The sequence below is a fragment of the Cobetia sp. 29-18-1 genome (assembly GCF_029846405.1).
GTDB lineage: Bacteria > Pseudomonadota > Gammaproteobacteria > Pseudomonadales > Halomonadaceae > Cobetia > Cobetia amphilecti.
In genome coordinates this window covers 13,993-34,456 of sequence record NZ_JARWKS010000017.1, presented here as the reverse complement: position 1 = coordinate 34,456, position 20,464 = coordinate 13,993, and the positions used below count along the sequence as shown (strand labels likewise).

Annotated in this window: 17 protein-coding genes; 7 read left to right on the top strand and 10 right to left on the bottom strand. The window is 62.1% G+C overall.

The features are described 5' to 3' along the window. Positions 1 to 168 precede the first annotated feature (168 nt). The 10 genes from QD208_RS13340 to fliD form a co-directional block, all read right to left on the bottom strand. A complete protein-coding gene (locus QD208_RS13340) occupies positions 169 to 702 on the bottom strand; it encodes a chemotaxis protein CheW (protein WP_279837083.1) in 534 nt (177 codons plus the stop codon). 81 nt (positions 703 to 783) lie between these two features. Further along, positions 784 to 3,087 carry a chemotaxis protein CheA gene (cheA, locus tag QD208_RS13335; protein ID WP_279837082.1) on the bottom strand — a complete coding sequence of 768 codons (2,304 nt, stop codon included), beginning with the start codon at positions 3,085 to 3,087 and terminating at the stop codon, positions 784 to 786. 82 nt (positions 3,088 to 3,169) lie between these two features. Next, positions 3,170 to 4,144: a flagellar motor protein MotB gene (gene motB / locus QD208_RS13330; RefSeq protein WP_279837081.1), complete on the bottom strand. Its 975-nt coding sequence runs from the start codon at positions 4,142 to 4,144 to the stop codon at positions 3,170 to 3,172. 131 nt (positions 4,145 to 4,275) lie between these two features. Then, the gene (motA, locus tag QD208_RS13325) at positions 4,276 to 5,145 is read right to left on the bottom strand and encodes a flagellar motor stator protein MotA (protein ID WP_279837080.1); all 870 of its coding nucleotides are present in this window, start codon (positions 5,143 to 5,145) and stop codon (positions 4,276 to 4,278) included. 269 nt (positions 5,146 to 5,414) lie between these two features. Continuing rightward, on the bottom strand, positions 5,415 to 5,981 hold the full coding sequence (gene flhC, locus QD208_RS13320) for a flagellar transcriptional regulator FlhC (protein ID WP_054556600.1): 567 nt from the start codon (positions 5,979 to 5,981) through the stop codon (positions 5,415 to 5,417). Beyond that, complete coding sequence (gene flhD, locus QD208_RS13315) at positions 5,978 to 6,310, bottom strand: flagellar transcriptional regulator FlhD (protein ID WP_166018115.1); 333 nt, start codon at positions 6,308 to 6,310, stop codon at positions 5,978 to 5,980. Before flhD ends, flhC begins: the two co-directional genes overlap by 4 nt. Positions 6,311 to 7,237: 927 nt before the next feature. Beyond that, the gene (locus QD208_RS13310) at positions 7,238 to 9,148 is read right to left on the bottom strand and encodes a hypothetical protein (protein ID WP_279837079.1); all 1,911 of its coding nucleotides are present in this window, start codon (positions 9,146 to 9,148) and stop codon (positions 7,238 to 7,240) included. Between the two features lie 146 nt (positions 9,149 to 9,294). Continuing rightward, on the bottom strand, positions 9,295 to 9,630 hold the full coding sequence (locus tag QD208_RS13305; protein WP_279837078.1) for a flagellar protein FliT: 336 nt from the start codon (positions 9,628 to 9,630) through the stop codon (positions 9,295 to 9,297). A gap of 2 nt (positions 9,631 to 9,632) precedes the next feature. Next, the gene (gene fliS / locus QD208_RS13300; RefSeq protein WP_279837077.1) at positions 9,633 to 10,034 is read right to left on the bottom strand and encodes a flagellar export chaperone FliS; all 402 of its coding nucleotides are present in this window, start codon (positions 10,032 to 10,034) and stop codon (positions 9,633 to 9,635) included. 178 nt (positions 10,035 to 10,212) lie between these two features. Continuing rightward, complete coding sequence (fliD, locus tag QD208_RS13295) at positions 10,213 to 11,670, bottom strand: flagellar filament capping protein FliD (RefSeq protein ID WP_279837076.1); 1,458 nt, start codon at positions 11,668 to 11,670, stop codon at positions 10,213 to 10,215. Positions 11,671 to 11,828: 158 nt separating this feature from the next. On the opposite strand from fliD, the gene rbsD reads away from it, so the two are divergent. The 7 genes from rbsD to QD208_RS13260 all read left to right on the top strand — a co-directional run bounded on the left by rbsD (position 11,829) and on the right by QD208_RS13260 (position 20,190). Next, complete coding sequence (rbsD, locus tag QD208_RS13290) at positions 11,829 to 12,464, top strand: D-ribose pyranase (RefSeq protein ID WP_347882001.1); 636 nt, start codon at positions 11,829 to 11,831, stop codon at positions 12,462 to 12,464. Next, the gene (locus QD208_RS13285) at positions 12,464 to 14,095 is read left to right on the top strand and encodes a sugar ABC transporter ATP-binding protein (RefSeq protein ID WP_279837074.1); all 1,632 of its coding nucleotides are present in this window, start codon (positions 12,464 to 12,466) and stop codon (positions 14,093 to 14,095) included. The genes rbsD and QD208_RS13285 overlap by 1 nt, the downstream gene beginning before the upstream one ends. After that, positions 14,095 to 15,072 carry a ribose ABC transporter permease gene (gene rbsC, locus QD208_RS13280; protein ID WP_107334720.1) on the top strand — a complete coding sequence of 326 codons (978 nt, stop codon included), beginning with the start codon at positions 14,095 to 14,097 and terminating at the stop codon, positions 15,070 to 15,072. Before QD208_RS13285 ends, rbsC begins: the two co-directional genes overlap by 1 nt. Before the next feature lie 146 nt (positions 15,073 to 15,218). Beyond that, positions 15,219 to 16,112 carry a ribose ABC transporter substrate-binding protein RbsB gene (gene rbsB / locus QD208_RS13275; RefSeq protein WP_279837073.1) on the top strand — a complete coding sequence of 298 codons (894 nt, stop codon included), beginning with the start codon at positions 15,219 to 15,221 and terminating at the stop codon, positions 16,110 to 16,112. Between the two features lie 166 nt (positions 16,113 to 16,278). Then, positions 16,279 to 17,304: a LacI family DNA-binding transcriptional regulator gene (locus QD208_RS13270; protein ID WP_279837072.1), complete on the top strand. Its 1,026-nt coding sequence runs from the start codon at positions 16,279 to 16,281 to the stop codon at positions 17,302 to 17,304. A 279-nt stretch (positions 17,305 to 17,583) separates the two neighbouring features. Beyond that, positions 17,584 to 18,732, top strand: a complete 1,149-nt coding sequence (locus QD208_RS13265; RefSeq protein WP_279837071.1) for an MFS transporter — start codon at positions 17,584 to 17,586, stop codon at positions 18,730 to 18,732. Between the two features lie 240 nt (positions 18,733 to 18,972). Continuing rightward, a complete protein-coding gene (locus tag QD208_RS13260) occupies positions 18,973 to 20,190 on the top strand; it encodes a dicarboxylate/amino acid:cation symporter (protein WP_279837070.1) in 1,218 nt (405 codons plus the stop codon). Positions 20,191 to 20,464 lie beyond the last annotated feature (274 nt).

The following is a 20,464-nucleotide window of genomic DNA, read 5'->3' as shown; positions in this document are numbered from 1 at the left end:
GCACACCTTATCGGCCGCTGTCGGCAGTTCTTGAACGCAGAACGCCGCTGACCAGCAGGCCAGCGGCGCTCGAGACGAAACAGGTGGAAAAGCTCGCGAGATCAGGCGAGCACACGCCGCAGGCAACATGCCGCCTATTGCGCCTGACTCATGCCGCGAGACAGCAGGTCATGCCGGCTGCGTCGCGGGCTCCATCAGCGCCATTTCATCACTGGTCATCATGTGCTCGATATCCATGATCAGCAGCATGTGATCGTTGACGGTCGCGAGCCCCGCCAGGAAGTCACTGTTCATGCGCGCACCGAATTCCGGCGGCGGCAGCACCTGATCGGCCGCGAGACTGATCACATCGGAGACGCCATCGACGACGATGCCGACTACACGCTCACCGATATTGATCACGATCACCACCGTCTGCGCCGTGTATTCGGCCTGACCCAGCTGGAACTTCAGCCGCAGATCGACGATCGGCACGATGACGCCACGCAGGTTGGTCACGCCCTTGATGAAGGCCGGTGCATTGGCGATACGCGTGACGTTCTCGTAACCGCGAATCTCCTGCACCTTGAGGATATCCACGGCGTAGTGCTCCTCGCCGAGGCTGAATACCAGGTATTCGCCGCCGTCATTGACCTTGGAGGCGTGGTCCTGCGCCAGGCCGACATTGGACGTCTGCGCCGCGGCAACTTGAGTGTGAGACATGCTCATCTCCTGTCTGTGATGGGGTGACGCTTCGCGCCGAGGCGCAAGGGGCGAGTGTGCGGCCGGTGAACGGCCATCGTCTCAGCTGACGATGGCGTCCTGGGGCATGGCGGACTCAGTGGCGACCTCTGCCTGCCTCTGCACCGCTGGCATCTGGTTGGCGAGGCGATGCAGGTCCGAAACATCCAGAATCAGCGACACCCGCCCATCGCCCAGGATCGTCGCCGAAGAGACGCCCGGCACCTTGCGATAATTTCTTTCGAGATTCTTGACCACCACCTGCTGCTGACCGATCAGCTCATCCACCAGCAAGGCGTAGTGGCGCCCCTTGCCCTGCACCACCACCACGATGCCCTGCTCCGGCTGCGTCTGGGCGCCAGGTACCGCGAACACCTCATGCAAGGCAACCAGGCTCAGGTATTCGTCCCGCACCTTCAGCAGGCGATCATTGCCGACCATGCTGAACAGCATGTCGGCCTGCGGCTGCAACGACTCCACCACCACCGACAGCGGCAGGATGTAGATTTCCTCGCCGACGCGAATGGCCATGCCCTCGAGGATCGCCAGCGTCAGCGGCAGCACGATACGCGTGGTGGTGCCCTGCCCGGTCACGGAGGCAAGCTCCACGTGCCCGCCCAGCGCCTGGATATTGCGCTTGACCACATCCATGCCGACTCCACGCCCCGAGACGTCACTGACCTGCTCGGCCGTCGAGAAGCCGGGGGCGAAGATCAGCTGCCAGACCTCGTCGTCGCTCATGCCATCGCTGACCGCCAGGCCGTTGCTGCGCGCCTTGGCCAGAATGCGCGCGCGATCGAGCCCGGCGCCGTCATCCATCACCTCGATGACGATATTGCCGCCCTGATGGCGGGCAGACAGCGTCAGGGTGCCGTGGGCGCTCTTGCCACTCGCCTCACGCTCGCTGGGCGATTCGATGCCATGATCGAGGCTGTTGCGCACCAGATGGGTCAGCGGATCGATGATGCGCTCGATCAGGCTCTTGTCCAGCTCGGTGTCATGCCCCTGGCTGACCAGCTCGACCTGCTTGCCCAGCCGCGAGGCAAGGTCGCGAATCAGGCGCGGAAACCGCGAGAACACGTAGTCCATCGGCATCATGCGCACCGACATCACTGCTTCCTGCAGGTCTCGTGCATTGCGCTGCAGCTGGCTGATGCCACTGACCAGCGCCGCCTGATCCGGCGGCGTGGTCGCCGATGCCGTCTGCTCCAGCATCGACTGGGTGATGATCAGCTCGCCGACCAGGTTGATGATGGTATCGACCTTGTCGACGCCGACACGGATGGAGCCTTGCTCAGCAGGCGCATCAGTAGCACGCCGCCCCGACTGGCTGCGTCGCTCGCCACTCACCGGGGTAGCGGCAGATGGCCCTGCCGCGCCAGTGGACGACGACTCTGCCGCGCCAGCGGTAGAGATACCTGCCGAAGAGCCTGTGTCGACTGTCGCTTCAGCGGGCGCTGGCTGCATGCCAGCAAGTTCGTTTGCTGCGTCGTCAGCCATGCCGTCGGCGACGTCCTCGGCCTGCTTTTCAGTCAGCTCTTCAGTCAGCGCTTCAACCAGCCCATCCGCTACGCCGCCCACTACGCCATCAGCTACGCCATCAACCTCCGCTGGTGGAGCAGGTGTCGCGGGCTCGATAAGAATCTGCTCCGGCTCGATGACGAAGCACAGTACCGCTTCGATATCCGCGGCGCTGACCGTGGTACTCACGATGACGCGACATACCTGCTCGTCACCGCTGCTGGAGATGACCTCTCCGAGGTTGGCCAGCTCTTCGATCAGCAGTTCACGCTCGCGGTCGGCGACGAACATCAGAGTGACCGAGAGCAACGGCAAACTTGCGTCGGCGCTGGGCTGTGACTCGAGCGTAGACGGCGTGGCCATATCGCTGCCGACTGGCGCAGACGCTTCGCCTGACGGCCCTGGTAGGCTCGGGTCATCAATATCAGATGGCACTGGTTCGCTCGAGGCATCCATCACCGACGACTCCTCGCCCAGCTGCTTGAGCACCGCGACGATATGCGCGTAGGCCTCAGGGTCGGGGGACTGGGCATTGCGATAGGCCGCCAACTGGTCGTCGAGCATGTCCTTTGTCTCCAGAAAGCGATCGATATGCTGAATGCTCAACCGCAACTCGCCTCGGCGGGCACGGTCCAGCAGGTTCTCGAGGTGATGGGTGGTGTCCTGCAGGACCGTGAAGCCGAAGGTCGCGGCACCGCCCTTGATGGAATGGGCCGCACGAAAGATGGCGTTGAGCTGCTCGGCATCCGGCGCCTCGACATCCAGCGCCAGCAGCAGGCGCTCCATCTCGGCCAGCAGCTCCTGCGCCTCCTCGAAGAAGGTGTCGTAAAACTCACTGATATCCATGCATGTTCTCGCTGGCTGTCATTGCGCTATCACACGGGAAGCGGCGCCGCTTAAGTTCTGACATGAGACGCCTTGAGCGCACTCAGCTGTCCAGCCCGGAGGCGACGGGGCTGTCGGTGACATGACTGCCAGCGACGGGATTCGTCACGCGTACCGGGCTTGCCAGCTGCTCGAGACGCTCGCGCAGGCTGTTGATGTCCTCGGCGGGCTGGGGATTGACGCCGTTGCTGTCAGTGATATCGCGATAGGCCGACTGGCTGAGCACCATCAGGCTGATGCGACGATTGATGGCGGCCTCAGGGTTCTGGCTGTCAAGGCTGATGCGCGAGCCCATGCCGACCACGCGCACGATGCGCTCATAGGGCAGCCCACTGTTGCCCAACACGCGGCGCGCGGCATTGGCGCGATCGGTGGAGAGCTCCCAGTTGCCGTAGCCGCCTTCACCGACGAAGGGACGATTGTCGGTATGCCCGGTGATGCTCAGATGATTGGGCAGCCGCTTGAGAATCGGCGCCAGCAAGCCAAGCAGCTGCGAGAGCTGTGGCGAGGGTTGCTTGCTGCCCAGCGCGAACATCGGGTGCTGATCACTATCGGTGATCTGGATGCGCAAGCCTTCCGAGGTCAGCTCGATCTGCAGCTGCTCGCGTAGCTCGGCCAGGTCCGCATCATCGGCCATGCGCTGCGTCATGGTGGTGTCGATCTCGTCGCGAATGGCGGCCATGCGGGAATCATCGGCCAGCGCCTGGCGCTGCAGGCGTTGCAGATCAGCGCCCTTCTCGCCCTGGGTCTGCTCGGCCATGAAGCCGCCACCGGGAATGGCACTGCTGGAGGCCGAATTGCGATCGCCCCCCAGCAGAGAGACTTCCAGCGGCGCACCGAAGTAATCGGAGATTTCCCGCAGGTCGTCGTCCGAGGCATTCGAGATCACCCACATCACCAGGAAGAAGGCCATCATCGCGGTCATGAAGTCGGCGTAGGCAATCTTCCAGCCACCACCATGATGCCCTTTGACGATACGCGGCCGCTTGATGACGATGGGTCTGCGCTCTTCACTCATCGAGACCTCCGAGCTTCAGTCCAGAAACACCCACTGCCTCGACCGCGACAGCCAGCGACACCTGTGCCACTGACACGCAGGAGACGGACACGCTTGCGACTGACGCACTTGCGAGAGACAGCAACGCCATATCAGCCCGCACCCTTGTTCTTGATCTCGCGCACATGCTCTTCCAGCTCGTTGAAGCTGGGGCGCTCGGCGGTGAACAACGCCTTGCGGCCGAACTCCACCGCGACCTGCGGGGCGTAGCCATTGAGCGAGGCCATCAGGATGACGCGAATGCACTGCATCATCTTCACGGCCTCGTGCACCTCGTGCTGGATCTTGTTGGCGACCGGCGTGACGAACCCATAGGCCAGCAGGATGCCGAGGAAAGTGCCGACCATGGCGTTTGCGATCAACACACCCAGCTGGGCGGCGCCCTGGTCCGCCGAGGCCAGCGCATGCACCACCCCCATCACGGCGGCGACGATCCCGAAGGCCGGCAGGCCATCGGCCACCGCCGAGAGGGAATGCACTGGAATCTCGGTTTCGTGCTTGAAGGTCTCGATCTCGTGCTCCATCAGCGACTCGAGCTCGAAGGGGTCCATGTTGCCGCTGACCATCAGGCGCAGGTAGTCGGTGATGAAATTCATCAGAATGGGGTCGGAGATCAGGCGCGGATACTCGGCGAACAAGGCGCTTTCCTGCGGATTGTCGATGTCCTGCTCGATCGCCAGCATGCCCTGCTGACGGGCACGCGACAGCAGCAGATACAGCAGCCCGATGACTTCCATGTACAGGGACTTGTTGTAGCCACGCGTGCGCTTTAACTTCGAGAATGCCTTGCCGGTGGCCTTGATGGCCTTGCCGTTGTTGCCGGCCAGAAAGGCGCCGACGGCAGAGCCACAGATGATGAGCAATTCCGCGGGCTGCATCAGCACCGCCAGGTGCCCGCCCACCATCAGATACCCGCCCAGGGTGGACCCGATGACCACTAGATAGCCTATGAACAACAACACAATAACCCCCTTGGCATTCGGTCAACGTCGCATGAATCTGACTATCGGCGTCGCTGAGCATGTCTTTAGGGTCACGGCGGAATATTCGTTGAGGCAGTCGCTGTGGAAAGCACCATGCTCGAACAGTCGGTATTGAGCCAGGCGTCAGAGCAATGGCGCACAACGCAAGAAGGCCTGCCCGGGGATGGGCAAGCCTTCTGGTCTTTGCACGCTCGTCTTGCTCGTTCGCCTGGCGCAATCCTGCCGCCTTCACTGACACGAGACAGCTATCAGCCGAGGCTAGCGACGGCTGCCGACTGCTCCAGTGCCAGCTCTTCACGGGCCTTGCGGCGGGCTGCCGTTTTGCCGGCACGCGATGGCGGCTGACAGATGCCACACACGTAATCATGTGATGGCGTGTGGGCGTGCACCACGAAATGGCCACTGCAGGTCTTGCAGCTGGCCACTTCCAGCAGATCGCTTTCGAAAAAGCGCACCAGCGTCCAGGCGCGCGTGAGCGCCAGCACCGGCTCGTCTTCGCCGACATGCTCCAGGTAGAAGCGATATGCCTTGACGAAGGCATTCATGCGCGATGCGCCCTGCGCCTTGAGCCGACGGTAGAAGCCATGGAACAGCGACGCATGCAGATTGGGCTGCCAGGTCATGAACCAGTCGGTGGAAAACGGCAGCATGCCCTTGGGCGGCGAGACACCCCGAACTTCCTTGTACAGTTTGACCAGACGCGCGCGGCTGATCTCCGTTTCCGTCTCAAGCACCTGCAGGCGGGCCCCCAGTTCGATCAACTCTACTGCCAACTGCAGCTGTTGCAGTTCATCGACGAGACTTTTCTGGGTCATCCGCTGACTCCCCCCTGGCGAAGTCCAGCATCGTTCTGGCGCGCATTCAGCAGCATGGCAGTGTGCATCGCGCTGAAATCCTGGTCGCGTCCACCCTGCAATACCCCCTTGAGCTGCGAGGCATCATCCAACGCCAGCTCGCACAACAGTTGATTGCAGGACGACAACGACACCAGCTGACTGACACTCATGCCAGACAAAAGATCCGCCATCTCTTGATCGAGACCCAGGCGTACCAGCGCCATTTCCGTATCTTCGACCAACAAGCGCTGCACAAGCAGAAGATACGACAGATTGACACTCTGTATATCATTGAGCAGTGAGGACATCATGATTCCCTGAGTGGTCTGATCGTCCCGAGCTACCGCCAACCCTGGCACTCGACCGTCATCCCTTATGGTTTTGATATAATGTAACGAAATACTCACGGCGCCGGACCAGTGGCGCCATGCGGGCTAGTGGCTTCATGACCAAGTGAGCCACCTTCTTTGAGATGGCGATTCTAATACTTAATCACGTAATGAACCAGACTCTTCATCAACATTTTTTTACATACCACTACGTCACATGCACAAAAGCTGCATCAAGGCGCCGAAATGGCAGCAGGCTGCGTCAGAAAAGCCCTCAATCTTGTCTTCAAGACGACTTGCATAATCACGATGCACCAGATTTGTCATACAAAGCAATAGCAAGCGGATGGTGCGCACAGTGTGTTGCATTTTTGTGAAAAGCAGCACTGCCCATTTCCCGCCACCCGGGGCATGCCTTGTACAATATCGAGCAATTGCCCTATACGGGCCGCCAACAGGCAGCAAGTTACCCCTGCGTAAAGGCGAGGAATAACGCAATGTCAGCACTTGTCCAGGATGGGCTATCTGCTATTTCAACGCGGTGAGAGGACCCGCCAGCGGCTCGCCCAAATGGGCTTCTCTCGCCGCTTCAACAGAATAAAACATTGCATATGAGGGTTCTGGCACAAACAACATGCAGGATCGAGCTGCATTTTCACGGCGACCCTCGGCGGAGTTTCAATACCGTATCCACGCAAGCAGTTCGCCTGAGTGACGTTTTATTTAAATCTTATAAATAAATTATATTTCTCGATATCTTGGCCTATGGCGTGACGCCTGAAGTGTCACTTCACACCTCCACAGTCGCCATGCAGTGGCATGCCATAAAAACATTCGCCAGGGCTCAATGAGCAAGAATCGTACAAGGATGAAACATCATCCTTCAGGGCGGGACATTCGAGGGTTTTACTCGGAAGGCGTCTTCTGTGAGCGATGCCTCTCTGCCCATAGCTCGGCGATCTTGACGACGACCTGCATCAAGGCTGTGGGCAATTCCTTGCGTGCCGGCAGCCCGGTGGCCAGCATTTCGACCAGCTCGGGCATTTCATGCACGCTCAGGCCCAGCGAATTGGCCCGCTGCTGGATGCGCTGCCCCAGCCTCTCACCCTGGGTATGCATGAAATCCGTCGCTTGCCCTGCTGTGGCCCGGGGGGCATCGACAGATGTGCCATCAGAAGGCGCGGGCGCCTCATGGTCACGCACTGCATCGCCGGGGCGTACGTGCACCCTGGGCGCTATCCCGGCCAGACCTTGCGCGAGCGCATGCCGCATGTCGCGCAAGGATGTATCACGCTCGACTGTGCTGCTGGAAGGTTGCGTCAGACGCTCGATCTCGACCACCAACGCCACAGGCGCATCGAGCTGATACCAGGTCAGGTTCACTGCAAGCGTTGCCCGCGCGGCAGCATCACTGCTCTCACTACTCTCACTACTCTTGCTTTTCTCACCACTCTCACTTTCTGCACTGTTTGATGCTTGCGTCTGCTCTTCGTCCTGCTCCGCATTGTCTTTCGCGGCAGAATCCTCTGGCTCAGCAGTCACCTGTGGCTTGTGATCGTTGCCCTCCTCGCCACCTCTGTCGCCTGCCACCAATGTCAGCGACATCTTCCACTGTTGAGCATCACCGTGATCACTGCGGCGACTGTCGGGAGTGGCGTCATGCGCAGCCACGGGCATCACGGCCAATGGCGCTATACGCCGCTCCTCCTCATCTTGCAAGCGGTGCCGATAAGGCGGCCCCGGAAAATAGAGGCTGAAGAAGACATGCAGGCCGGGCATCAACAGGCCCTGCCAATTAAAGGGCTGACCCAGAATCAACAACAGCTGTTGCTGTACCAGCCCGCTGGCGAGGGCGTCTGAGCCAATCGCCTGGCGAGACACTTCCGACGCGGCAGGTTGAGTGACGCCCAGTTGCATGTTGGCACGATAGGCGCCCAGTGCACTGGCTTCATGGGCGCTGGCGCCCTGTCTAGCCGCGTCAATGCCACCCGGCGGCAACATGTCACTGCTCGGGCGAGCCATGCCCGGGCGCGACTCACGGCGCAGCTCTGCTCTCATGTCTCGCATGCGCCAGACAAAGGCGTCCTCGCGCGCCGCCTCCCAAGGGATGAAGCGCGCCTCCGCCAGCACCGGCCATTGCCGCCAGGCCAACAGAGCCTCCAATCTGGCATTGGCAAGCTGCGGATGACCGGCGAGGTCGGCCAATCCCAGGCGATTCTCGACCCAGGCGAGCAGGTCCGCCTCGTAGAAGAGCCCGCTCTGGTGAATCTGCTGGCTCAAGGCCGCCGACAGACTGAGAAGTGATGCGCTGGACAACGCCATGGGCGCCAGAAGACCGGGCAAGGGCTGGCCGCGCGCCAGCAGAGAAACAAGTGACTGCCCTTCCGGCAGCGCCAACCCGACCCGCGCAGACGCTGAGCCACTGGCTACCAGCTGTGACAGGGCATCGAGCAGACGTGACATCGTCTGTGTCTGCGTCGTCAGTTCGACGGAAGCACCGGGCAATGGGAGGGAAGAGGAGGCTGACACGAGAGCGCCAGTGGGAGAAGTGGAGGCTTGCGAGGGTGTCAGCAACGCTGCGCCAGCCTCCAATGACGACGATGCAGGCCTTGCGCCTGCTCCCGCGCCTGCCTGGAAGAGCAGATTTGCGCCATTCTGGCCGCCACTGCCCTTGCCATCTTCCGCCCCCAGCCCCTGGCGCGACTGGAGAGCGGAGGTCGGGAAGACGACACCGGAGTCCGCCGGCGGCGGGCGTTGTGCCGCCCTCCCCAACACCTGATGGAGCAGACTATCGATCAAGGGATTGATGCCGCTCATGTCGTGCAATCCTCATTGCCAGGGAGGCCGCTAGGGAGTCATGCGCGAGGCCTTGGAGGCTCGGCTCTCTCCATGCCCGATCAAGCCTTGCTCTGCTGAGCTTGGACGCCACGATCGTAACTTGCCTGACCTAGGCTGTTCTGACCCTAGCTGCTTTGGCCATAGCTGCGTGCCAGCTTGCGGCGCGTACCCACATCCCCGAGCACTTCCTGCAACTGGCTCTGGCGCGCCTTGAGCTGGACGGTCAGCTCTGATTCCAGCGTGGTCAGCGTGCGCAGACGTTGTTCCAGCGCCCTGCGCGTCTCGGCGTTGCCACCTCGCGGCATGCGCAGCTGCTGCATCTTCTCGATATAGCTGGCCTGCCCGCCGAGAACCGCGGGCCAGTCACCCAGGCGTGCTGAGCGCAGCATGGCATTCATCTGCTCCAGCAGCTCATCGCATTGCTGGAAGGTGTCATCGGCGAGCAGTGCATTGCTGTTCATGGTCAGCCCAATCCCTTGTCGTGTACGGCAATCTGACGCCAGGCGTCTCCCAGCTCGTTGAGCAGGCGACGCGCCTCGTCGAGCTTTTCCGGGCTGTTGCCCAGGTTGGCCTGCATGATCAGGCGCGCGATGTAGTCATACATGCGATCGAGATTGGTCGCGACCTCATTGCCCTGCTCATGATCCAGGCAGGCACGCAGACCTTCAGTGACGATGCTAGTCGCCTTGGCCAGCGACTGTCCCTTGGCAGCCACGTCGCCGGCTTCCATCTGCAGACGCGCCGCCGCCAGCGCGCGATCGGCTCCCTCGAACAACATCACGATCAACTGGTGTGGGCTGGCGGAAAGCACACCGGATTCCACGCCGACCCGGGCATAGGCATTGGCGCCACGATAGCGACTCATGGTGATTGGGTTCCCTTGTTCATGGCGTTTGTCAGTATCTCTGTCAGATATGGAGCCGTCGCCGGCATGCCGTCTCTACTGCGGGCATTGCCGGACTCATCGAATCTCGCGGCGGATGGCCAAGGCCTGAGTCAGTGACCAGTGGTCAGGCCCATGACTCATGGGCATCAGCCATCTATCAGCCCGTCATGTCCCAACTGTTTTCCAGCGTTTCCAGCTGACTGGTCAGGTAGTCACTGGTAGATGTCAGGTTGGCCACCAGGATGTCGAGCTCAGTGAACTGTTCCCGATATCGCTCGATGGTGGCCTCAATGGTGTCTTCGGTCTGCTCATACTGACTGGCGAGACTCTCAAGCGACCCCTCAATGCCTTCCGTGGTGCTTTCCAGCGTGCCATCTTCCCCGACCACCTCTTCAAGCAGACTGGACATCTGGCTGGCGAAGCCGCTGGTGCCCGCCTCATCATCGGAGATGAAGAATCCCGACATCGCGGCCAGCTGCTCACTGTCGGCGGCCTCGATCACAGCGCTGTCGAATTCGAGCTTGCCATCGTTGGTACGGCTCACTCCCAGCGAGGAGAGCGCATAGAAATCGCCCTCACTGGTAAAATTCAGCGCCGAGGTCAGACGACTCTCGATGGTGCGCAGCGTCGAATCGCCCAGCAATTCCCCCGCGGTCCCTTCATCGGCATTGAATGCGGTGTAATTGTCGATGGTGTCCTGAAGATCGTTGTAGGCATTGACGAAGGTTTCCATCGCCTTGCTTACCGACTCGGCGTTCTCCTTGACGGTGACCACGCTGGCTGTCGTGTTCGTCTCGCTCAGCGTCAGGGTCAAGCCATCCACGGCATCATCGATGACATTGGAGGTAGCTTGCATGCTGATGCCATTGACGCTGAACTCGGCATTGCGCGCCGCGACAACTTCCTCCATCCCGCCAGTGGCCGGATCATTATTCGTCGGGTCATAGCTCGCCGGGTCATGGCTGAGCAAGCTATCAAGCTCTGCCACCTCGCCGCTGGTCGAGAGGCTCATCACCGCTTCATTGCCCGTCTCATCCGAAGTCATCACCAGGCGATACGGCGTGTCGGAGCCATCATTGACGATCGAGGCCGTGACACCGAGGCCCGCCTCGTTGATGGCATCACGAATGCCTTCCAGCGTATTGTTGCTCTCATCGATGACGATGCTGGCGCTACGCTCGGCGTCTGCCGCATAGCTGCCATCACTGGCCAGCGTGCCCAATGACAGCGTCAGCGTGGTCGCGGTGCCATCTCCCATGGCTTCATCACGACTCGCCTGCCCCGTCGTCGCCAGACTCTGCGCCTGCGCCAGCTGGGTGACAGCCACCGAATAACTGCCCGCACTCACTTCCGAGGTTGCCGTGGCACTGACGCCCGAGCCACTGGCGGTGGTCGTCATGCCGGCATAGGTCTCGGCATCGGCCAGCGCCGCGGCGGCGGTATCCAGGGATTCCAGGCGACTTTGAATCGTGCCCCAGGCCGACAACTCGGCCTCGTAACTTGCCTGCTGGGTCTCGATTGGCGTGAGCTTCTGACGCTCTGCCGTCTCCAGATCCGTCAGCAGACTGTTGAGGTCGAGCCCAGAGCCAATCCCCAGCGATGAAATCGTCGCCATATGCACCTCTCGATAGGGTGAAGGTATTTTCACATGCCCGCTGAACCGCCATCAGGCGAAAAAGCACGCATACCGGGCGTATTTGTCTGTCTGAGTGTTGTGGCTATCGGCACAGGGTTCGTGAACTTGAGGGCTTTCTTGTTCAGACATTTTCTTGTGTGAGCGCCTTCTTCTTTCGATCACCCTCTTGTTTGATCACCTCCCGAGCACACGCCGCATTAGACCTCAGACTACAGAAAGGTAGTCACCCTACAGCGCCTACGACGTATCGCTTACCGCACCGCAAACGTTTGCGGTTCATAATTGGCGCCATTGTGAACCAGCGGATTCAGACACTGGATCGACTCATTCCTGCTTTACCCAAGGACTGCGACGTGAAACGACACGGCATCTTGAACGGACCTCTCAGTGGCCACCTCGCCCGTCTCGGCCATACCCACACCGTGGTGATCGCCGACGCCGGCCTGCCGATTCCCGAGGGCGTGCCCTGTGTCGATCTCGCGGTGATTCCCGGCCTGCCCGCCATGCTGCCGGTGCTGGATGCCCTGCTGGCCGAGCTGTGCATCGAGGCCACGACCCTGGCCGAGGAGCTGCCGGTCAAGAGCCCCTCCTTCCATGACGCCATCGTCGAACGCCTGGACACCCTGGACCGCCTGTCCCTCGCGCCGATCGGCCGTAAGCAGCTCAGTCATGAAGCCTTCAAGGCAGCGCTGCCCGAGGCAAGCGTCATCGTGCGCACGGGCGAGTGCACGCCGTACGCCAACGTGATCCTGCACTGTGGAGTGCCCTTCTGATGCAGAGCCATGCACAACCGCGGGTGCTGATGGCACTCAAGGGCATCGACAAGGGCTTCTCCGGGGTCAGCGTGCTCAAGGGTGTCGACTTGACGCTGCGCGCGGGGCGCGTACATGCGCTGGCCGGCGAGAATGGCGCGGGCAAGTCGACGCTGATGAAGATTCTCTCCGGCGTCTATCGCTACGACGCCGGCACACTGTGGCTGCGTGACGAGGAAGTGGTCTTCACCACCCCGCGTCAGGCGATGGACAGCCGCATCGCCATCATCCACCAGGAACTCAATCTGGTGCCGGGCCTGTCCGCCGGCGAGAACATCTTCCTCGGCCGTGAACCGCGCACCGCGCTGGGCACCGTCGACTGGAAGCGCCTGCACCGCGATGCCCGCCAGCTGCTCGACCGCCTGCGCCAATCGCTGGATTCCCGCACCGCCGTCAGCGAGCTGAGCATCGGTCAGCAGCAGATGGTCGAGATCGCGCGTGCACTGTCGCTGGACGCCGAGATCATCATCATGGATGAGCCCACCGATGCGCTGACCGACATCGAGACCGAAATCCTCGCCGAGGTCGTCGCGGAGCTACGCGCCGAAGGCCGCTCGCTGGTGTTGATCACTCACCGCCTGAACGAGATCTTCAGCATGTGCGATGAAGTCGCCGTGCTGCGCGATGGCCAGATGATCCACCAGGGGCCGACGGCAGAGCTGGATGAGGATGGACTGATTCGTCTGATGGTCGGCCGCGAGCTGGCCGAGCGTTATCCCTACACGCCCGCCAGCCCTGATGGCGAAGTGCTGCTTGAGGTGAAGGATCTCGAGGCGCCGGGCGTGAAGGGCATCAGCTTCTCGGCTCGTCGTGGGGAAGTGCTCGGCTTTGGCGGCCTGATGGGCGCTGGGCGTACCGAACTGGCCCGCGCACTGTGCGGCGATACCCGCATCAGCGCCGGCAGCGTCCAGCTGCATGGCCAGCCGGTGCGTTTCGCCTCGCCGGCCGAGGCATTGGCCGCGGGTCTGGTGTATGTGCCGGAAGACCGCAAGCAGGCGGGCCTGATTCTCGCCCACTCGGTGGCCAGCAACATGTCGTTGAGCGCCCTGCCGAGCTTCTGTGGCGCGTTCGGGCGCATTCGTCATGGCGAGGAAGCCGCCGCCGTCGAAAGCTTCGTCAAGAGCATGCAGATCAAGGTCAGCAATACCGACCAGCCGGTCGACACGCTGTCCGGCGGCAACCAGCAGAAGGTGTCGCTGGCCAAGGCACTGATGCCGGCGCCGGAGCTGGTGATTCTCGATGAACCGACCCGTGGCGTGGATGTCGGCGCCAAGCGTGAGATCTACCTGCTGATCAACGAGCTCAAGCGCCAGGGCAAGTGCGTGCTGCTGATCTCCTCTGAGATGCCCGAACTGCTCGGCCTGGCCGATCGCGTTCTGGTGGTCGCCGATGGGCGTATCTCCGGCGAGTTCAGCCGCGAGAACGCGACCCAGGAAGCGATCATGACCGCGGCCTCAGGCCTCGAGAGCCCCCTGAGCAGCGGCAACGACTCCGCGAATGGCACGTCAACTTCCAGCGCTGCATCACGCGATACCGCCCGCCCGTCTTCTACACCCGACTCCTCCGCTTCCCGCCACGAGATGCCGAACTGATGTCTACTCCTTCTTCCTCTGCCGCCAGCGGCCGCCGCCTCGACGTCATGCGCCTGCTGGTCGATAACAAGGCGCTGATCGCGCTGGCCCTGTTGATCGCCGTGAGTGCCGGCCTGTCCGACAACTTCCTGTCGTCCGACAACCTGCTCAACGTACTCCGCCAGACCAGCATCAATGCCATCATCGCCATGGGCGTGACCTTCGTCATTCTCACCGCGGGTATCGATCTGTCGGTCGGCGCGGTACTGGCGCTGACCGGCGCCTTCGCGGCCTCGATGACCGCCGCCGGTCTCTCCCCCTGGCTGAGCGTGCCAGGCACCATCATCGCCGGTGCTGGCCTGGGCGCCATTTCCGGCCTGTTCGTCGCCTTCGGTCGCATCCAGGCCTTCATCGTCACGCTGGTGGCGATGACGGTGCTGCGCGGTGCCACGCTCGTCTACACCGATGGCCGCCCGGTCTCCATCGGCGTCAGCGAAGCCGCCGACAGCTTCTGGAATCTGGGTGGCGGTTACTGGCTCGGCGTGCCGATCCCGATCTACATGATGTTCTTCGTCTACGTGCTGTGCTGGGGCGTGCTGCATCACACCCGCTTTGGGCGCCACGTCTATGCGGTCGGGGGTGGTGAGAAGGTCGCGCGTCTGTCCGGCATCAACGTCAATCGCATCAAGATCAGCGTCTATGCCATCGCGGGTGCCTTCGCGGCACTGGCAGGTGCCATCCTCGCCGCGCGCCTGGGCTCGGCACAACCGAATGCCGGCACTGGTTACGAGCTGGATGCCATCGCGGCAGTCGTCATCGGTGGCACCAGCCTGATGGGTGGCCGCGGACGCATCTTCGGCACCTTGATCGGTGCACTGGTGATCGGCGTGCTCAACAATGCGCTGAACATCATGGGCGTCTCCAGCTATTACCAGATGATCGCCAAGGGGGCCGTCATCCTGCTCGCGGTACTGATCGACAGCCGCGCGCAGAAATAGCCTGTTAGTACGCAGAAGCAAGCAACAGCAAACCCGTAAAACACAGCACGATTTCATTCCCGGCAGCATCGAAGACCCTCGCCCCCGTGCGCCAACCACGGGGGCCCCTCTACCGGGTCGCCGACGACAACGAAAGGACCATCGCCATGAAGAAACTGCTCACCTCCACGCTGACGACCGCCATCACTGCCGCAGGCCTGAGCATGATGCCGGTGCAATCCGCCATGGCCGACAAGATCGCGCTGGTGGTCTCGACGCTGAACAACCCCTTCTTCGTCAGCCTCCAGCAGGGTGCCAAGGACAAGGCCGAAGAACTGGGCCACGAGCTGATCGTGCTGGATTCCGGCGATGACGCCGCGCGTGAGCTGTCCAACGTCGAGGACGCTCTGTCCCGTGGTGTCGATCTGCTGCTGATCAACCCGACCGATTCCGATGCCGTGGTCTCCAGCGTGCGCACCGCCAATGGCCGCAATGTGCCGGTGGTCACACTGGATCGCAGTGCCAATGGCGGTCGGGTCGCGGCGCACGTCGCCTCCGACAACGTCGCCGGTGGCGAACTGGCGGGCAATTTCATCGCCGATAAACTCGCAGGCAAGGGTGAGATCGTGCAGCTGGAAGGCGTCGCTGGCGCCTCGGCCACGCGTGATCGCGGTGAAGGCTTCATGAAGGCCATCGATGGCCAGTCAGGCCTCAGCCTGGTGGCCACGCAGCCAGCTAACTTCAACCGCACCCAAGGTCTGAACGTGATGGAGAACCTGCTGCAGGCGCATCCGAGCGTGAATGCCGTCTTTGCCCAGAACGATGAGATGGCGCTGGGCGCCCAGCGTGCCCTGCAGGCCGCCGGCAAGGACATCCTGCTGGTCGGCTTCGATGGCACCGATGAAGGCATCAAGGCCGTGCAGGCCGGCAAGATGGACGCTACCGTCGCCCAGCAACCGGCACTGATCGGTAGTCTCGGCGTCGACACCGCCGACAAGCTGCTCAAGGACGAGGACGTCGAGAAGACCATCTCCGTGCCGCTCAAGCTGATCACCGAATAAGGGGTCACACGGCTCACGCAGCCTGCATCGCGAGACAGGACGCCGGCCACTGGCCGGCGTTTTTCCGTCTTTTCGGTCTTTTCCATCAATGGCGTGTCCTGCTCGCCTCGCGCTCAGTGACGCCCGCTCGGCTTTCACCATCAGGCTCACCACCAGGGACAGAGATGTGATTCGACTCAAGGATGTGGCGGCACACGCTGGAGTTTCGGTAACCACGGTATCGCATGTCGTGAATGCCACCCGCCCGGTAGCCAGTGCGACCGAGGCCCGGGTACGCGAATCGATCGCCGCGCTCGGCTATCGACCGGACAGCGTTGCCCGCGCGCTGAAATCCAACCGCAGCCGCACCCTGGGGATGATCGTCACCAGTGCGCATAACCCCTTCTTTGCCGAGGTGATCCGTGGCGTCGAGGACCGCTGCTACCAGGCGGGCTACAGCCTGATCCTGTGTAACAGTGACGATATCGATGCCAAGCAGCTCAGCTATCTCGAGACGCTGCGGGACCGACGCATCGATGGCCTGGTGGTGATGACCGCCGAGAACGGTGCCGGATTTCTCGAGGCGCTCAGTGCCCTGCCACTGCCCACGGTGATGATGGATGCCGAGCCCCAGCCGGGCTGGGACATGACGGTGGTCAATGATGATTCACGCCTGGGGGGCAGGCTTGCCATCGAGCACCTATTGACGCAAGGAATCGAGCGCATCGCCCTGCTGACCGGGCCTCGTGATCATGCCCGTTCCCGCGAGCGCCTGAACGGCGCACTGGACGCCCTGCACGCGGCCGGCCTGGGGCTCGCCGAAGATTGGCAGATCGCGACCCAATTGATGCTAGCCGACGGTCATCGCGCGGCCCACCTGCTGCTGGCCAATCCAGCGGACAGACCTGATGCCATCTTCGCCTTCAATGACCTGCTGGCGCTGGGCTGTCTGCGCGCCGCCCAGGACCTGGGCCTCAAGGTACCGCAGCAACTCTCTATCATCGGTTACGACGATATCGAGATCAGCGCCTACCTCTCGCCCGCCCTGACCACCATCCGTCAGCCGATCTATGCGCTGGGCACCACAGCAGTTGATCAGTTGATTGCGCGCCTGAAAGGGACCCCCTTCCCGGGCCAGACCCAACTGGCCCCCAGGCTTGTGGAACGCGATAGTGTCGCGCGGCCAGGCCAGTGCCTTCTGGGCCACGTTTGAGCACAGCCAGGCTAGATCACAGATCTATACCGGATGAGCATCAAACATATCAAACAACAACATTTCTCTTATAGGTGAACACTGCCTACTCTGCCCCTCGTGAATCACCGCTGCCACGCTTGGCAGCACGAACATGAGGACACCCAGGTGACAGGCACTTCCCCTTCAAGCACTTCCCCATCGGACACTGCGCGATCAGATACTGTCCCGTCAGGCACAGCCTCGCCGACATCGACACCAGACGTCGACAGCACGCCCGCCATTGGCCGTGGGTTGTTGATGCTGATGGCCATCGCGGTCGCTGCAACCGCCGCCAATCTGTACTACAACCAGCCGCTGCTGGCGGAGATGGCCCGCTCACTGGGCGTGAGCCAGGGCATGATCGGCCTGATCCCCTCCGCGACCCAATTCGGGTATGCCGCCGCCATCCTGCTGATCTCGCCGCTGGGCGACACCATGGACAGACGCCAGCTGATCCGCAATCTGTCCATCACCCTGGCACTGGCCTCACTGGGCATCTTCCTGGCCCCCAGCTTCTGGCCGCTGTTGCTGGCAAGCTTCGTGGCCGGACTGGGTGCCAACATTACCCAGCAGCTGATTCCGCTGACCGCCTCGCTGTCCACCCCGGAGACGCGCGGCATGAACATCGCCACCCTGATGACGGGGCTGACCATCGGCATACTGCTGTCACGCACCCTGAGCGGCAGCATCGGCGGATATTGGGGCTGGCGCAGCGTCTTCCTGGTCGCGGCCATCATCACCGTCATCATCGGTGTGCTGCTGCATCGTCACCTGCCCAGCCGCGCGCCTGCCGTGCAGATGGCCTACCCCAGACTGATCGCCTCGATGGGCACACTGCTCAAGCAACATGCCCTGCTGCGCGAATCCGCGCTGACCGGCGCGCTGTGGTTCGCGGCCTTCAATGCCATGTGGGCGACGCTGGCGATTCACGTCACCGATGCGCCGTTTGACTACAGCGTCCAGCAGGCGGGGCTGTTCGGCATCATCGGGCTGGCGGGCATCTTCGGTGCCAAGGCGGCGGGCCGACTGGTCAATCGTGTCGGCGCGGGGCGTCTGATCAGCTTCGCCTTGGTGATGGTGGTGGCGTCCTTCGCGGTGCTCGGCCTCTGGGGTGACAGCCTGGCCGGACTGATCGTCGGCATCATCCTGCTGGACCTGGGCGTCTTCGCGGCCCAGATTCCCAACCAGGTGCGCGTGTTCTCGATCGACCCAAAGGCCCAGAGCCGCATGAACGCCGTCTATATGCTGTGCTACTACATCGGCGCGGCAGCCGGTTCCGCCATCGGCGTCAAGATGATGAGCGTCAATGGCTGGCAGGGCATGTCGATGTTCGGACTGGCATTGGCAGCGGTGGCACTGGTTCATCATGGTGTGAAGCAGCGCCGCTCGGCCTCTTCAATTCAGTGAGATCAAGACAGTGAGACGAGAGGGCAAGCGAAGCGGTGAGCGGTTGAAAGCCTGAGATGACGCCTGGTCAACACCTCGAGTCATGGGCATTCACACCCCGTGCCACGGCAGCTGGCCAGGCGCCTGAAATGGTGGCGCAATTCAGGTAAACTCTGCGCGCCATTTCGGTGCGTCGCCGAGGTGGTACGCGATTCACGACCCGTTATCGGGGCAAGAACCCGTCAAACCCTCGAGATCCACATGAAGCTCATCGTCAAACTTATCCTCGGCATCATTGCCGGCCTGCTGATCGGCCTGATGGCCCCGGATGCCCTCGTACGTGCCGCGCTGACCGCCAAGGTCATCATCGGCCAGCTGATCAACTTCACCATCCCGTTGATCATCCTGTTCTACGTCATGAGCGGCATCGCGTCGCTGCCGAAGAATTCCGGCGCCATGCTGGGTCGCACCGTCGGCATGGCCTACGGGTCGACGATTCTGGCCGGCATCTTCGCCTTCCTGGTGGCCAGCAACCTGCTGCCCGGCATGCTGTCCGGTATGGCGCCGGTCGCTGAAGGCCGCGATGCCCTGACTCCCTTTCTCGATCTCGAAATCCCCGCTGCACTGCCGGTGATGACGGCCTTGGTGCTGGCCTTCGTGTTCGGCGTGGTCATCAGCCGCCGCGAACTGCCGACCCTGAAAAGTGCCGTCTTCGAATCGCGTGAAGTGGTCGAGGTGTTCCTCAATCGCGTCATCATCCCGCTGCTGCCCCTGTTCATCGCCGGCACCTTTGCCGAGATGGCCTACGAGGGCAAGGCGCTGTCGACACTGGATACCTTCTGGAAGGTGCTGGTACTGGCGATCGTGATGCACTGGATCTGGCTGAGCACGGCCTACCTGATCACCGGCCTAATCCAGCGTCGTTCTCCGCTGGGCCTCCTGCGCAACATGTTGCCGGCCTACCTGACGGCGCTGGGCACCATGTCGTCGGCGGCGACCATCCCGGTCAGCCTGCGTCAGACCAAGGCCAATGGCGTCAGCGATGAAGTGGCCAACTTCAGCGTGCCGCTCTGCGCCACCATCCACCTGTCCGGTTCCACCATCACGATCGTCACCTGCGCCACTGCCGTGATGATGATGAGCCACAACTTGGCACTCGCAAGCCTCGGCGAAGTGATTCCGTTTTTGATCATGCTGGGCCTGACCATGATCGCCGCGCCCGGAGCACCGGGTGGCGCGGTGATGGCGGCGCTTGGCGTGCTGGGCAGCATGCTCGGCTTTGGCGAGGCGGAACTTGGCCTGATGATCGCGCTGTATCTGGCTCAGGACAGCTTCGGCACCGCCACCAACGTCACCGGCGATGGCGTGATCGCACTGTGGGTCGACCACTTCGCGCGTCGCGATGGTGTGGTCGCCGAGCGAGGGGCTGATGACAGCACTGCACAGCGCGACGCACAGGGAGTACGTTCTCAGTCATGAAGCATAATGACTGATGCGTAACAGGCACTATCAAGGCCCTGCTCTCTTCACAGAGGCAGGGCCTTTTTTTATGGCAACCTTGCCTACCGTCACCCTCTACCAGCAGGTGAGACATGACGCCGCGCCGTGCCTGACACCCGCAGGCCAAACGGCTACCATTGGCGCCCACGCGCGAGTGCTGTCATCGCTGCCGTACGCCATCACCCTGTTACCGTTGCCGGAGTGCCAGATGTCCCTGCTTTCCCCTGCACTGTTCTGTCCTTCGATATCACTA

Bases quoted from the DNA above. Each gene is read 5' to 3' on its own strand.
- QD208_RS13340 (WP_279837083.1), bottom strand. From the start codon at position 702: ATGTCTCACACTCAAGTTGCCGCGGCGCAGACGTCCAATGTCGGCCTG.
- cheA (WP_279837082.1), bottom strand. From the start codon at position 3,087: ATGGATATCAGTGAGTTTTACGACACCTTCTTCGAGGAGGCGCAGGAG.
- motB (WP_279837081.1), bottom strand. From the start codon at position 4,144: ATGAGTGAAGAGCGCAGACCCATCGTCATCAAGCGGCCGCGTATCGTC.
- flhC (WP_054556600.1), bottom strand. From the start codon at position 5,981: ATGACCCAGAAAAGTCTCGTCGATGAACTGCAACAGCTGCAGTTGGCA.
- flhD (WP_166018115.1), bottom strand. From the start codon at position 6,310: ATGTCCTCACTGCTCAATGATATACAGAGTGTCAATCTGTCGTATCTT.
- QD208_RS13310 (WP_279837079.1), bottom strand. From the start codon at position 9,148: ATGAGCGGCATCAATCCCTTGATCGATAGTCTGCTCCATCAGGTGTTG.
- QD208_RS13305 (WP_279837078.1), bottom strand. From the start codon at position 9,630: ATGAACAGCAATGCACTGCTCGCCGATGACACCTTCCAGCAATGCGAT.
- fliS (WP_279837077.1), bottom strand. From the start codon at position 10,034: ATGAGTCGCTATCGTGGCGCCAATGCCTATGCCCGGGTCGGCGTGGAA.
- fliD (WP_279837076.1), bottom strand. From the start codon at position 11,670: ATGGCGACGATTTCATCGCTGGGGATTGGCTCTGGGCTCGACCTCAAC.
- QD208_RS13285 (WP_279837074.1), top strand. From the start codon at position 12,464: ATGCAGAGCCATGCACAACCGCGGGTGCTGATGGCACTCAAGGGCATC.
- rbsC (WP_107334720.1), top strand. From the start codon at position 14,095: ATGTCTACTCCTTCTTCCTCTGCCGCCAGCGGCCGCCGCCTCGACGTC.
- rbsB (WP_279837073.1), top strand. From the start codon at position 15,219: ATGAAGAAACTGCTCACCTCCACGCTGACGACCGCCATCACTGCCGCA.
- QD208_RS13265 (WP_279837071.1), top strand. From the start codon at position 17,584: ATGCTGATGGCCATCGCGGTCGCTGCAACCGCCGCCAATCTGTACTAC.
- QD208_RS13260 (WP_279837070.1), top strand. From the start codon at position 18,973: ATGAAGCTCATCGTCAAACTTATCCTCGGCATCATTGCCGGCCTGCTG.